Consider the following 13,595-nt stretch of genomic DNA (forward strand, 5'->3'; position numbering starts at 1 on the left):
GCATGGAGCTCGTCGTCGCGTTCGTCTCGGACCTGCACTTCGGCCCTCAGGCGTCGTTCGGGGGCAAGCTGCGCAAGCTGACGGGCGAGGCGCCCGCGCTGACCCGCGCCTTCGTGGAGCGGATGAACGAGGTCACGCGGCCCGATCTCGTCGTGAACCTGGGCGACGACATCGAGGACGAGGGGCCCGAGGCCGATCGGGCGCGCTACGGCGAGTGCGTCGCCGCGCTTCGCGGCGTGAAGGCCGAGCTCTTCCACGTCGCCGGCAACCACGACGTGGTCCACCTGAGCGAGGCGGAGCTCCTGTCCGCGTGGGGCAGGCCGGAGGTGACGCGGCTCCACTACTCCTTCGACCGCGGCGGCTTCCACTTCACGGTCCTCCACACGCGCGAGCGCAAGGATCACGATGTGTCGGTGGGCCAGGAGCAGCTCGCCTGGCTCGCCGAGGACCTCGCGACGTCATCGCTGCCCAAGATCGTGCTGATGCACCACAGCGCGGCCGATCAGGACCTCCGGGGCAACCGCTGGTTCGAGGGGAGCCCGCACATCTGCCTCGTGCGAGAGCGGCGCGCGATGCGGAAGCTGTTCGAGGAGCACGGCGTGCTCGCCGTGTTCAACGGCCACCTGCACTGGAACCACCTCGACGTGATCCGCGGCATCCCGTACGTGACGCTCCAGAGCCTGATCGAGAACCTCGACGACGACGCGCCGGGCCGTCCCGCCGCCGCGCACGCGATCGCGCGGCTCGGCCCGAAGCGCATCGTGGTGGAGATCGAGGGAGCCGAGCGGGCGCGGTACCAGTTCGATCGGAGGTAGGCGGGCGCCGCCGGCTCAAGGGGCCTGTGCGCGGCGGTGGCCTCTTCGTGAGGAGCTGAGCCGGCCGGTGCGCGCGGCGGCGACCGGTGTGCCGGCGAGCCGCCGGGAGGCCGCGTGCGGGCGTGGCGTCGGCCCGGTGTCAGGTGCGGCGGGCGCGTTTGCGCGCCGCGGGGCGCCGTGCCGGCGAGGCGCGCTGGCCGTCCTCACCGAGCACGTCCTCCGGCGTCGGCGCCGTGAGCACCCGCGCGGTCCACGTGACGAGCGTCGCTTCGTCCGCGGCCAGGATGCGGGCGCTCACCTCGGCCGGTAACGCGCCGAACCGGGCTGCCAGCACATCCAGCAGCGTCTGCGCTCGCCCCTGCGCTCGCCCCCTGCGCTCACCCCTACGCTCACCCCTACGCTCGATCTCGTCCAGCGCCGTCACGACAACCTCCTGGGCCCGCGGGCCCGCCGCTTTCTCCAGGATCCCACCGATCTTCCGCACGCTCAAGCGCTCGTGCGTGGCCACAAGGTAGCGCAGCAGCGCCTCCAGCGCAGCGAGCCCGTTCGGCGCCTGCAGCACCTCGTCCAGCGCCGCCGCGATGCGCCCGATCTCCCGCTCGAGCCGCGCGTCGTCGCCGGCCACCGACAGGCACCACAGCACCACCTTTCCGAGCGCGGTCAACGCTTGCTCCACCAGGTCGGCCGCCCGGCCGCCGCTGACATCGACGAGGCGCACCTCGAAGCGCGGAATGTGCGGCAGGAGCGCCGCCCGCTCCGGCCCTTCGACCGCGACGATGTCCTGGAAAGCCCTGGCCGCCGTCCACCCCGTGTCGCTGTGGTGGATCAGCACCGGCATGATCGGCGGCAGCATCTTCAGACCTGGCCGCTCGCGGGTGAGCCGCTCCCACAGGCGCATCATGTACAGGCCCATGCGGAAGACCATCAACGCCTCGACGTCGCGCTGGTGCTCGATGATCGTATAGAAGTAGATGCGCCCCGCCCCCATCCGGGCGGAAAGCACCATGTCGCTGTGGCGGCTGCGCAGCGCGCGGTCGACGAAGCTGCCCTTTTCGATGCGCAGCGTGCTCCAGCGCACGGCCGCGATCACCTCGGGCGGCAGCGCGGCCTTGAGCAGCCCGATCGCGTGCTCGCGCTGAGAGAAGGTCCACTGGAACAGCGCATCGTGAGGGGAGGTCAGCGCACGTTTGCGCGGCGACTTCGGCACGGATCAACCCTCGAGGATCGAGGCGCTGGAGGCAAGTCGCCAGCAGCGAATTTGATGCGCACGCGAGCGACTGGCCCGCTCGGCACAACATTACATAGGAGCCGATGCGTTCGTTCCGGGATCCTGCATCGTCGCGGTCGTCGTGCGGATTCGTGCGTTTCCTTCGGGTCGCTTACGAACAACTCCTCTGCAACGTCACAAAAAGGAAGGAGTCAGCGCCGCAGATCGCGCCATACGCACGCGGCCTCGACGCGGACAGGCGTACCGGTCGGGGAGCGGCGGCCGCCCAGCCGCTGTCACGCTGGTGTCCTCGCGCAGGCCTGGAGGCGCGCTCACCGGCCCCGGGCGCCCGCATCGCAGCGCCACGCCCCTGACGAGGCGGTCAGCGCTCCGGTGCTCGTCGCCTCAGGCGGGATCCGGCGGTATCGGCAGCACCCGCTCGACGAGATAGCGCAGGATGTCCTGAGGGGTGATGATCCCGACGAGGCGCCCGTTGCGCACGACCGGAAGATGGTGAATCCGGTTCTCGCGCAGCAGCGTCATCACCTCGTCGGTGGACATGAACTCGTCCACGGAGATGGGCGGGGTGCTCATCACGTCCGCGGCCGTCATCCCCTCGTACTCCTTGCGCAGGAGCGCACCCAGGAGATCCGTCTCGCTGACGAAGCCGACGACCCGGTGGCCCCCGTCGATGACCGGCGCGCCGCTCAGGTTCTCGTTGGCGAAGAGCTGCAACATGTCGGTGACCGGCGTGCCCTGCTCCAGCGCGATCACGCGCTCGGTCATCAGATTGCGCGCATGTCCCTTCATCGTGTACGCCATCTAATGATCGAGCCGCGGCGGCGTCAAGGGCGCACCGAAGCGCCGCGCCGAGCAGTCCGTCCGCCACCAGACGCCACAGGGAACCCCATCAAGGAGGGGACGCAAAACGCCGTCAGGGCTCACCGGACATGAGGGCTATCTGCCTGCCCGCGCGCCCGTGTCGCGGGCGCCGGCCACGGGCGGCGCACGAGAGCAGACGAGCTCATTGCGCCACTCCCGCGCAGTCCGCTGGCCACGTGGGCGACCCCGCAGGTGGATGGTGCACCGCCGTTCGCACCGGCGGCCCACCGGTCCACGCTGCCGGCGACCCGTCCACGCCACCGGCGACCGGTCCACGCCACCGGCGACCGGTCCACGCCACCGGCGACCGGTCCACGCCGACCACCTCATCGCGCCGCGCGCCACCCCACGCCTTCCGGCAGAAGGATGGATGTCTGCGACAGGACACGCGCCGACCCGTCATCGCTCCTCCGTCCCCGGTGCGAACATCGCTATCCATGATGCCGTGGACAGAGCCGGGACCTCGCATCGCGTGCATCGGCGTGCGTCGAGACAGATCGATCGCCCCCCGACACAAAAAAAGAGCGTATTGCGTGCGCGTCGGTCTTTGCCAGTCGGGCTATCAGTGACATCTTTCCAAGTGTCGCTGTAGCGAAGATGGCCCGCACCGGCGCACCGGCCTGTAGGCGTTTTCGCTGACCCTGCAGTTGAACCAAGATGTACGCACCGGCCGTCGATGCGCGCACCCGTGGCCCGTGTCCCCGCGCCGGTGATTTCGGGAGCTCATGGGCCACCCGCTCATGGCCTCCCAGGGGGAACACGTCATCCATGGAGCATTCGCCGAAGCTCGCAGCATTCGTCCTGGCCGTCGCCGCGCTCGCCGCGAGCGCGTGCGCGGTCCAGCTCGACCCGGATCCGCCGGTCGAGGAAGCGGAGGACGCGGCTCCTCAGGCGCTGCGGACGCACAACGCGCTGACGTCGAACGCGCTGACGTCGAACGCCCTCACCGCCGAGGCGCTGACGTCGAGCGCGCTGACGTCGAACGCCCTCACCGCCGAGGCGCTGACGTCGAACGAGCTCACCGCCGAGGCGCTGCGCGATCCGGCCGCGCGCACCGTGCTGAGGTACATCGCGAGCTGCGCGCTGCCCGCAGGCGAGCGCCTCACCATCACGCTCGACGGCGCCAAGCTGTCCTTCCCGGGGGAGCTCGGCCTCGCGGCGAGCTGGGGACAGGAGGGCGGCTCCTGCGACGACGCGTGCCGGAGCTGGGTCAGCGGCTGCGTCCTCGCCCGCGTCAACTACCTGGGACAGAAGGTGAGCATCTCGGTCCGCGGAGACCGCGAGGAGCTCCGGGCCGACAAGGCCGAGCGCGCCGCGTACCCCGTCCGGGAGGCGACGTACTACGGCGACCTCTTCGCGGCGCAGCCCATCTACCAGGCGTGCCTGCCGCCCGGGGCATCGTCCATCCCTCGCGTCTGCGGGCCCTCGCTCGAGTCGTGCGCGATCGAGATCGCCGGCCCGTGCGACGCGCTGTGCGGCGAGCCGAACGACGACGGCAGCTTCCCGAGCTGCCACGGCACGTTCCGCCGCCCGTCGGGCAAGCTCGCCGTCGCGAAGACGCCGCACGCCGGCTCGGTCACCGTCTTCCTGCGCTGACGTGAGCAACGCGGAGGTCATCGCGGGGCGCTTCGTCGTCGAAGGAGAGGCCGCCTCCGGCGGGATGGGCACCGTCTACAAGGCCCAGGACCGCCTCGGCGGGGGGGCGGTCGCCCTCAAGATCGTCCGCCTGCGGAGCGCGATCCAGGTCGAGCGGTTCGAGCGGGAGGCCGCCCTCCTCGCCGCCCTCGTCCACCCGGGCATCGTGCGCTACATCGCGCACGGCAGCACGCCGGCTGGGGACCGCTACCTCGCCATGGAGTGGCTCGACGGCGAGGACCTCGCCGCGCGCCTCGCGCGCCGCGTGCTGCCCGCGAGCGAGGGGCTCTCGCTCGTGCGCCGCGCCGCCGAGGCCCTCGCGTTCGCGCACGCGCGCGGCATCGTCCACCGCGACATCAAGCCGAGCAACCTCTTCCTGCCCGGCGGAGACGCAGGGCGGGTCAAGCTCGTCGACTTCGGCATCGCGCGGCCCAGCGCGGAGGCGGGGCGCGTGACCGTCACCGGCGGCGTCCTCGGCACGCCGGGGTACATGGCCCCGGAGCAGGTCGAGGCCAGGTCCACGCCCGATCCGCGCAGCGACGTGTTCTCCCTCGGGTGCGTCCTGTTCGAGTGCCTCACCGGCTACCCCGCCTTCGCCGGCGCGAGCCCGATGGCCGCGCTCAGCGAGATGCTCCTCAGGGACGCCCCCCGCCTCCGCGACTTCCGCGCAGACGCGCCCGCGCCGCTCGACCAGCTCGTCGCGCGCATGCTGTCCAGGGCGCCCGGCGAGCGCCCGCGCGACGCCGCCGAGGTCGCGGCCGAGCTCGATCGGATCGCCGCCGCGGGCGGCGCGTGGACCGCGCCCCCGGACGCGACGACGCTCGCGGGGAGCGTGCCCCCGCCAGACGCGGCGGCGCTCGCGAGCTCCGCGGGCGCGCCGGCCCGCGGCCCGGCACCGCGCGAGCGCGTCGCCCTCACGCTCGGCGAACAGCGCCTCGTCAGCCTGATCTTCCTCGGCGCGGCCGACCACGACGCGCCCGGCGCGCCGCGGTCGGCCGCGCCCGCCCCGCCTGCCGCGCACGCCCCGCTGGCCGCGCACGCCCCGCTGGCCGCGCACGCCCCGGACGAGCCGCCGTCGAGCTCGGCCGGGGCGCCGCCGCCCGCGTCCACCGGCCGAGGCGCGGAGATCCGCGCGCTCGTCGAGCTCCATGGCGGCAGGCTCACGCAGCTCGTGCCGGGCGCGGAGCTCGTCATGATGTCCGGCCCCGGCAGCGCCGTGGATCGCGCCGAGCGCGCCGCCCAGTGCGCGCTGGCCCTCCGCGCCGAGCTGCCGGGCGCAGCGCTCTGCGTGATCACCGGGCGCGGCGTCGTCTCCGCGGGCCTCGTCGAGGGCGACGTGATCGACCGCGGCGTCGCCGAGCTCCGCGCCGCGCGCGACGCCGTCCACGCCGCGCGCGGCGTGCGCGTCGACCGCGCGACCGCCGACATGCTCGGGCCGCGCTTCCTCGTCGCGCCCGGCGCGCCGCCGAGCGAGGCGCTCGTCCTCTCCGGCGAGCGCGCCGTCGACGAGATCGCCCCCGCGCTGCTCGGGAGGAGCACGCCCTGCGTCGGCCGCGCCCGCGAGCTCTCGATGCTCCACGGCGTGCTCTCCGGCTGCATCTCCGAGTCGCTCGCGAGCGCCGTGCTCGTCCTCGGACCGCCCGGCGCCGGCAAGTCCCGGCTGCGCCAGGAGCTCTTCGCCGCGCTGCAGCGGCGGGACGAGCCGGTCGAGATCCTCTGGGGCCGCGCCGACTCGAGCTCGTCCGGCTCGCCGTTCGGCATGATCGCGGACGTCCTCTGCCGGGCCGCCGGCCTCCGCGATCGCGACCCGACGCGGGCGCGGCACCGCAAGCTGAAGCAGCGGCTCGGGCGCCACCTCGGCGGCCCGGAGCTCGATCGCGCCGCCGCCTTCCTCGGCGAGATCGCCGGCGCGCCGGCCCCCGAACACGCCCGCCTGCTGCGGGCGGCGCGCCAGAGCGCGGCCGGCATGAGCGACGGCGCGCGGGCCGCGTGGGAGGACTGGCTCGCGGCCGAGTGCGCCGCGCGGCCGGTGCTCCTCGCGCTGGAGGACCTGCACTGGGGCGACGCCGCCACCGTGCGCCTGCTCGACGCGACCCTGCGGAACCTCCGCGAGCTGCCGCTGATGCTGCTCGCGCTCGCGCGCCCCGACGTGCACCGGCAGTTCCCGAGCCTGTGGGCCGAGCGCGAGGTGCAGACGATCAAGCTCGGCCCGCTGCCGCGCCGCGCCGGCGCGGAGCTCGTGCGCGCGGCGCTCGGCGAGTCGGTGCCCGACGGCGTGGTCGCGCACCTCGTCGAGCGCGCCGGCGGCAACCCGTTCTACCTGGAAGAGCTCATCCGGGCGGTGGCGAGCGGCAAGGGAGAGCTCCCGCCCGACTCGGTGCTCGGCACGGTGGAGGCGCGGCTCGACGCCGAGGGCAACGAGGGCAAGCGCGTGCTCCGGGCGGCCAGCATCTTCGGCGATCGCTTCTCGAAGCGCGGCGTCGCGGCGCTGCTCGGCGGCGAGGAGCGCCTCGCCGACGTGGAGGCCTGGCTCTCGGCGCTCGCGGACCGCGAGCTCGTCGCGCCGATCGGCGCGTCGGCGGGCCTCGGCGACGCCCCGGACCACGTCTTCCGCCACACGCTCGTCCGCGAGGCGGCCTACGCCATGCTGACCGAGCGCGATCGCGCCCTCGGCCACCGGCTCGCGGGCGCGTGGCTCGAGCGGGGCGGCGCCGCGGACCCGCGCGTCGTGGCCGAGCACTTCCGGAAGGGGGGCGAGCCCGGCCGCGCGGTGCGCTGGTACCGGCGCGCGGCCGAGCAGTCGCTCGAGGCGAACGACCTGCGCGCCGCGATCGAGCGCGCGGCGTGCGGCGAGTCGTGCGGCGCGGCCGGCGAGGACCTCGGCGCGCTGCGGCTCGTCGCGGCCGAGGCCAACGTCTGGGAGGGCGACCTCGCCGCCGCCGAGGAGCTCGGCGCGTCCGCGGCCGAGCTGCTCCCCGCCGGCTGCCCCGGGTGGTTCCGCGCGGTCACGCAGATCGCCGCCGCCGCAGGGAAGCTCGGCGCGGTCGACCGCGTGGCGCGGTGGGCGGCCATCGCCGAGGGCCTCGCCGGAGGGCCGCCCCCGAGCGCCGCGGCAGGGTCGACCTCGAGCGCCGCGGCAGGGTCGACCTCGAGCGCCGCGGCAGGGCCGACCTCGAGCGCCGCGGCAGGGCCGACCTCGAGCGCCGCGGCAGGGCCGACCTCGAGCGCCGCCGGGCTGCGCCGCGCCCGCGTCGCGTGCTTCTGCGAGTGCGGCGCGCAGCTCGTCTTCGGCGGGCGATACGCCGAGGCCGACGCGCTGCTCGCGCGCATCGACGAGGACCTCCGCGCGCTGCCGGCGCCGGACGCCGAGCTCGTCGCGATGGCGCAGCAGCTGCGCGCCATCCGCGCCTCGGCCGGCGGTGATCCCGAGGCGTGCCTCGAGGGGCTGGAGGCGGCGCTCGCGGCCTTCGAGCAGGCCGGCGACCGGCGCAGCGCGTGCGTGATCGGCGCGAACCTCGGCTTCATCTACGCCGAGCTCGGCGAGCTCCCGGCGGCCGAGTCCGTCCTGCGCGCCGCCCTCGAGGCCGCCGACCGGATGGGGCTGCGCGAGCTCGCCACGGTGGCGCTGCACAACCTCGGCCACGTGCTCGGGCAGCTCGGCAAGCTGGACGAGGCGCAGCTCGCCGAGCGGCGCGCGGTGGAGGCGTTCCAGCAGCGGGGCGACCTCCGCATGGAGGGCGTGGCGCGGACGTACCTCGCGAAGATCGCGCTGCTCTCGGGCGACGCCGCGACCGCCGAGCGGGAGGCGCGCGCGGCCGAGGCGGCGCTGCACGTGGCCCCGCGGCTGCGCGCGCCCGCCGTGGCGGTGCGCGCGCGGGCCCTGCTCGCCCTCGGCGAGGTCGCGGCGGCGCTCGGCGCGGCGCGGGCGGCGTTCGGCGAGCTCGCGGCGCTCGGGTCCCTCGAAGAGGGCGAGTCGCTCGTGCGGCTCGCGTACGCCGATGCGCTCGCCGCGTCCGGCGCCCACGGCGAGGCGGCGGCGGTGCTCGCGGAGGCCAGGGAGAGCCTGCTCGCGCGGGCCGAGCGCATCGCGGACCCGCGGCGGCGCGAGCGGTTCCTGACGGCGGTGCCGGAGAACGCGCGCGTCGTCCGGGGCGTCGCGGCGACCGAGGAAGGCGGCGGCGCGCCGGCGGGCGAGGAGAGCCCTCCCTGCGCCGCGCGGGCCTCGTAGGCGATGCGGCCGCGGCCAACCGCGCCGCGAACGCGGGACGGAAGGCGCGCCGCGAGCGCGGGACGGAAGGCGCGCCGCGCGGCGGAGCGGGCCGGCCCGAGGGCAAACGCCCCCTCCGCCTCGCCCGCCCGCGCCGCCTCTCGGGCGCTCCGCCAGCGAGCGGCGCGCGACATGGCGGTTTGGCGCCGCGCTGATGGCCTGTCGCGTGGCCTGGATCGACGCGCCAGGTGATGGCGAGGACACCGGCGTGCCGATTGTCCAGGATACGCCAGGTGCTTGTCGCGCTGAGAGCCTGTGAGTTCTGCTTGATTCGAATTAAAAAAATACTCTATCAGAGGTGACAGGTGATCAGACGAGCTCATTCCTCCAACTCGCGCGCTGTACTACCCAGCACCGTCACACCTGCTCGAAATCAGGAGAGAGTCGAGAGAAAACGAGGGACCGGGGGCCGGCCGCGAATTGACGCATTGCGCTGTGCGGCGGGGGTTGTCGTGGCGTTGCTCGCGCAAGGATGCGTTGCGTCGACGGATGAGCCGGTGGACGCGGAGCGCGCCGACATCGGCGAGAGCGCGCTGGCGCTGAAGAGCTATGCGCAGACGCAGTATCCGATCGTGCTCTGTCATGGGATGGCCGGGTTCAAGGCCATGTTCGGTGTGGTCGACTACTTCGGTGGCGTCGCCTCGGCGCTGCGCTCGGGCGGAGCGGAGGTGTACGCCACGTCGGTGCCCCAGTTCGACAGCACCGAGGCGCGCGGGGAGGCGCTGCTCGCGCAGGTCGAGGACATCGTCGCGCGCACGGGGAGCGGGAAGGTGAACCTGATCGGGCACAGCCATGGAGGGCTCGACGTCCGGTATGTCGCCGCGGTGCGGCCGGATCTCGTCGCCTCGGTCACGACGATCGGCGCGCCGCACCAGGGGGCCGAGCTCGCCAGCTACCTGCAGGAGAACCTGCGGGATGGCGGGTTTGCCCAGGGGGCGCTCTCGTTCCTCGCCAACAGCCTCGGCACGGTGCTCGGCCTGCTCACCGGGCGATCTGCGCCTCAGGACTCGATCGCCGCCGTGAGGTCGCTCTCGGCCGAGGGGATGCGCGAGTTCAACGCGCGCTATCCGGCCGGGCTGCCCGCCAGCCGGTGCGGGCAGGGGCCCGCCGAGGAGGGCGGCGTGCGCTTCTTCTCGTGGTCGGGGACAGGGATCATCACCAGCGTCCTCGATCCGACCGACCTGACGCTCGGCCTCATCTCCAAGCTGTATTCGGAGTCGAACGACGGGATGGTCGGCAGGTGCAGCTCCCACTTCGGCGAGGTGCTCCGCGACGATTACGGGATGAACCACCTCGACGAGGTGAATCAGCTCTTCGGGTTCATCAATCTATCTGGCCCGAACCCGAAGTCCGTGTTCCGGGCGCACGCGAGCCGGCTCAAGGGCGCCGGTCTCTGAGCCAGGGGGCACACGTGGAGCGTCGTGGAACGACAGGCCTCCTCGCGGCGATGGCGCTCGCCGCGCTCGTCGGCGTCGGCTGGCTCGCCCTGGGCGAGCGGCAGCGCCCGGTCCCCTCGGCCGCTCGGTCGATGGGCGCGGCCGCGCGCCCCGTCCGGAAGGGGGCGCTGCCGGCCTTGTCGGTGGCGCCGGACCCCGCGCGCCTCCAGCGGGCGCTGTCGGTGACGCCGGTCCCCGCGGCGCGGCCGGAGGCGGCGCCCGCGCCGGCATCCCTCCGCGGCACGGAGGTCGACGGCGCGGTGCTCGTCGACGAGCGCGGCGATCTGGTCGTCGGCCCCGAGATCCTCGCGCTGTTCGACTACTTCCTCAGCGCCGCCGGCGAGGAGCCGGCGGCGGCGATCAGGGCCCGGATCATCGCGGCGATCCGGGAGCGCGCCGCCGAGCCGGCGGCGGACCAGGCGGTCGCGCTGCTCGACAGGTACCTCGGCTACCGCGAGGCGGTCAGCGCGGCGGACGTGGAGGTGGCGGCCGACCCGGCGGCGCGGCTCGCCGCGCTGCGCGAGATCCGGCGCGAGCAGCTCGGCGAGCCGGCCGCGACGCAGCTGTTCGGCGACGAGGAGCGGGAGGGGGAGGCGGTGGTCGAGGAGGCGCGCATCCTCGCGGACGCGACCCTGTCGCCCGAGGAGCGCGACGCGCGGATCGCGGAGGTCGAGGCGACGCTGCCCGCCGCCGTCCGCGAGGCGCGCGCGGCGGCGGTGCGCCCGCTCGTCGAGCAGGCCGAGGAGCAGGCGCTCCGGGACCGGGGCGCCTCGGACGAGGAGCTGCACGCGCACCGGGTCGCGGCCGTGGGCCCCGAGGCGGCGGACCGGCTCGCGGAGCTCGATCGGCAGCGGGCGGCATGGCAGCGGCGCCTCGACGCCTTCGCCAGCGCGCGCGCGGCGCTCGCCGCGACCGTGTCCGATCCGGAGGAGCGGCGCGCGGCCGAGGAGGCGCTGCTCGCGGGCGCGTTCACGCCCGAGGAGCGGCTGCGCGTGCGGGCGATCCTGGGCCTTCCGCCGTGATGGGCGCGCCGCGGGCTCGCGCCGGGAGGCGCGGGCCCGCGGCGGCGAGGGGCGTGGCGCCCTCGATCGTGACGGGCGCGGCTACATCCGTGACGGGCGCGGCTACATCGAGCCCTGGATCGAGAGCCCGAGTCCGTCGGCGCTGACGAGCGGGGCTGCGCCGATCTGGAGCACGCGTTGGTGCTGCATCGGCACGCGCACCGTCGTCGGCATGGCGATGCCGCCGAGCAGCATCCCGAGGCCGACGGCCTGCCCGACGCCGAGGACGGAGAGGCCGACAGCGCCGGCCGCCGAGGGGCTCGCCGTGCCGAGGTGGATCCAGGGGCCGGCGAGGGGGATCATCAGCGAGGCGGGGGCGGGTCCGGTCCTCTCATGGCGCGGCGCGAGGGAGCAGGCGAACTTGGTGCAGTGCACCGCCGGCCGGGCCTCTGGCCGATTCAGGGCGACGCCGGCCGCGGCGATGGCGGACGCGGTCCAGAAGCCGCCCAGGGTCGACGCGCCCGCGATGATCCAGCGCCGCTTCTGGGGGTTCGGGGCGTAGGAGCTGGTCGCGGGGGGCTGCGCGGCCGTCGTGGTCCGCTGCGGCCTGAGGGCGCCTTGCGTCGAGGCCTGAGGCGAGATGGCCTGTGTCGCGTCGGCCGCGGAAGCGCTGGAGATGCCGAGACAGAGGCCGATCCCGAGGAGGCCGGCGAGCCCCTGGACGACGCCTCTCCCCCTAGTTGACATACGGCTGTTTCTCCCCGTCTTCGAAGTCCGCATGATCCCCTCCCGGTGCCACATCGCGCACCTGCGAGGGAGATAGCAAGCTCCGGACCCCTCACCATGAACGGCGCGCGCCCATCGCCCGAGATCCGCGCGATCGAGCGACGGTTGCAGAGGAGAGAGAAGGGAGAGCACAGGGCATCTCCACGCGGGTCCTTTGCGCCTCCGCGATTCCCTTTCCGGGGAGGAATATCCATTTCGTCCAGAGAGGATCTCGAACGGCGCTCGTTGCATCAGGTGCAGCGACCCTGAGGCATCCCCCTCGAATTCTTTGGAAAATTCACAGGGAGGCGGGGAGACAGGGAGACGGGGAGACAGGGAGACGGGGAGACAGGGAGACGGGGAGACGGGGAGGGAAATCTTCGAAATACTCCCTGTCTCTCCGCCTCCCTGTTCCTCGGGTGCGATGAGGCCCAGGAGCGAGAACAAGGCGCCACCGTTCGGGTCGGGATGCCCGTGCACCACATGACCGCCAGGCCAGGTTCGAGGCGGAGCGCCGCGCGGCGACGGAGAAGAGCGTCATCGACGCCGCGCTCGCGGACGCGAGCTCGCTCATGACGACCGAGGGAGGCAGGTACCGGATCATCGAGGAGAGCAACCTCGATTTCGCGGCGATCGACTGCTGGATCGGCCAGAAGGCCGCGCAGCTCGCGCAGCGGCTCGACGCGATCCGCGAGGGCGACGGGACGGTGATCGAGCGCTCGGTCATGGTGTACATGAGCGAGATGCGCACACACGATCACGACGCGTACGACCTGCCCATCGTCCTCCTGGGCGGCGACGGCGTCTTCCTGAACGACGCGCACGTCGCCTACGACCCTCTGGGGAGCGATCGCCAGCTCCGCGATCTCTGGTCCACGATCACGAACCAGCACTACGGTCTGGGCGTCGCGTCGTTCGGCGACGATCTCCACGGGGAGCCGAGCGCGCTGCTGGAGGAGATCCTGCGGTGAACGTGCGATGAACGTACGATCAACGTGCGGTGAACGTGAAATAAACAGGCGCCGTCAGGAAGAGCACGATTGCCATGGGCGCGCAGGCGGGCGTACGCTCGGTGCAGGAGGCCCGCTTGATCTACTTCGACGAGCGATGGATCACCATCTCCTGGGATGAAGATCTCCAGGCCGTGGTGGCCGAGTGGAAGGGGTTCGCCGAGACCAAGGACTTCCGCGCGGGGCTCGAGGCGGGGCTCTCCCTCGCCCGCAAGAAGATGGCGACCCGGTGGCTCGCGGACACCCGCCGTGCCCCGCCCAGCACGCAGGAAGATCAGCAGTGGACGAGCCAGGTCTGGTTCCCGCGCGCGATCGCGCAGGGCGTGCGTTCGATGGCCCTGGTGGTGCCCGAGTCGGCGATCACGCGCATGTCGCTCCGGGGGATCATGACCAAGGTCACCAGCAAGGACCTCGTCCAGGAGTACTTCCCCGACGCCACCGCCGCCCGCGCCTGGCTCGCCTCCGTGCATTGAGCGCGCCGGACCTCGGACGGCCGAGCGCGGCCTCGATGGGCCCGCTCCATGACGTCCGCTCTCCGCGGCGCCGATCCGCCGGTCCACGAATTGCTAGGGCGCGG

General features: G+C 73.6%; 10 protein-coding genes. 7 read left to right on the top strand and 3 right to left on the bottom strand.

Features of this window, described 5'->3' with window-relative positions:
- Nucleotides 1-2: 2 nt before the first annotated feature.
- Entirely contained in the window at nt 3-815 is an 813-nt protein-coding gene (locus tag WME85_RS21255) for a metallophosphoesterase family protein (RefSeq protein ID WP_437840526.1), read from the top strand.
- Between the two features lie 139 nt (nt 816-954).
- On the opposite strand, the gene WME85_RS21260 is transcribed toward WME85_RS21255, so the two are convergent.
- Together WME85_RS21260 and WME85_RS21265 are read right to left on the bottom strand one after the other, a co-directional pair.
- Complete coding sequence (locus WME85_RS21260) at nt 955-2,022, bottom strand: Rpn family recombination-promoting nuclease/putative transposase (protein ID WP_437840527.1); 1,068 nt, start codon at nt 2,020-2,022, stop codon at nt 955-957.
- A gap of 405 nt (nt 2,023-2,427) precedes the next feature.
- Nucleotides 2,428-2,832, bottom strand: a complete 405-nt coding sequence (locus tag WME85_RS21265) for a CBS domain-containing protein (protein ID WP_437840528.1) — start codon at nt 2,830-2,832, stop codon at nt 2,428-2,430.
- An 840-nt stretch (nt 2,833-3,672) separates the two neighbouring features.
- Here WME85_RS21265 and WME85_RS21270 point away from each other — a divergent pair.
- From WME85_RS21270 to WME85_RS21285, 4 genes are all read left to right on the top strand, one after another.
- Nucleotides 3,673-4,500, top strand: coding sequence for a hypothetical protein (locus WME85_RS21270; RefSeq protein ID WP_437840529.1), 828 nt, complete (start codon nt 3,673-3,675; stop codon nt 4,498-4,500).
- A gap of 1 nt (nt 4,501) precedes the next feature.
- Entirely contained in the window at nt 4,502-8,767 is a 4,266-nt protein-coding gene (locus WME85_RS21275) for a serine/threonine-protein kinase (RefSeq protein WP_437840530.1), read from the top strand.
- A 536-nt stretch (nt 8,768-9,303) separates the two neighbouring features.
- The gene (locus WME85_RS21280) at nt 9,304-10,203 is read left to right on the top strand and encodes an esterase/lipase family protein (RefSeq protein ID WP_437840531.1); all 900 of its coding nucleotides are present in this window, start codon (nt 9,304-9,306) and stop codon (nt 10,201-10,203) included.
- A gap of 14 nt (nt 10,204-10,217) precedes the next feature.
- Nucleotides 10,218-11,264, top strand: a complete 1,047-nt coding sequence (locus WME85_RS21285; protein WP_437840532.1) for a lipase secretion chaperone — start codon at nt 10,218-10,220, stop codon at nt 11,262-11,264.
- Nucleotides 11,265-11,366: 102 nt separating this feature from the next.
- On the opposite strand, the gene WME85_RS21290 is transcribed toward WME85_RS21285, so the two are convergent.
- A complete protein-coding gene (locus tag WME85_RS21290; protein WP_437840533.1) occupies nt 11,367-11,990 on the bottom strand; it encodes a hypothetical protein in 624 nt (207 codons plus the stop codon).
- A gap of 590 nt (nt 11,991-12,580) precedes the next feature.
- On the opposite strand from WME85_RS21290, the gene WME85_RS21295 reads away from it, so the two are divergent.
- Nucleotides 12,581-12,979 carry a hypothetical protein gene (locus WME85_RS21295; RefSeq protein WP_437840534.1) on the top strand — a complete coding sequence of 133 codons (399 nt, stop codon included), beginning with the start codon at nt 12,581-12,583 and terminating at the stop codon, nt 12,977-12,979.
- 74 nt (nt 12,980-13,053) lie between these two features.
- Nucleotides 13,054-13,491 carry a hypothetical protein gene (locus tag WME85_RS21300; protein ID WP_437840535.1) on the top strand — a complete coding sequence of 146 codons (438 nt, stop codon included), beginning with the start codon at nt 13,054-13,056 and terminating at the stop codon, nt 13,489-13,491.
- The last annotated feature ends 104 nt before the right edge of the window (nt 13,492-13,595 follow it).

The organism is Sorangium sp. So ce1153, assembly GCF_051521595.1.
Classification (GTDB): domain Bacteria; phylum Myxococcota_A; class Polyangia; order Polyangiales; family Polyangiaceae; genus Sorangium.

What these genes read in the sequence shown, in the direction of transcription:
- WME85_RS21255 (WP_437840526.1), top strand. Translation starts at nt 3, where the DNA reads ATGGAGCTCGTCGTCGCGTTCGTCTCGGACCTGCACTTCGGCCCTCAG.
- WME85_RS21265 (WP_437840528.1), bottom strand. Translation starts at nt 2,832, where the DNA reads ATGAAGGGACATGCGCGCAATCTGATGACCGAGCGCGTGATCGCGCTG.
- WME85_RS21270 (WP_437840529.1), top strand. Translation starts at nt 3,673, where the DNA reads ATGGAGCATTCGCCGAAGCTCGCAGCATTCGTCCTGGCCGTCGCCGCG.
- WME85_RS21290 (WP_437840533.1), bottom strand. Translation starts at nt 11,990, where the DNA reads ATGTCAACTAGGGGGAGAGGCGTCGTCCAGGGGCTCGCCGGCCTCCTC.
- WME85_RS21295 (WP_437840534.1), top strand. Translation starts at nt 12,581, where the DNA reads ATGACGACCGAGGGAGGCAGGTACCGGATCATCGAGGAGAGCAACCTC.
- WME85_RS21300 (WP_437840535.1), top strand. Translation starts at nt 13,054, where the DNA reads ATGGGCGCGCAGGCGGGCGTACGCTCGGTGCAGGAGGCCCGCTTGATC.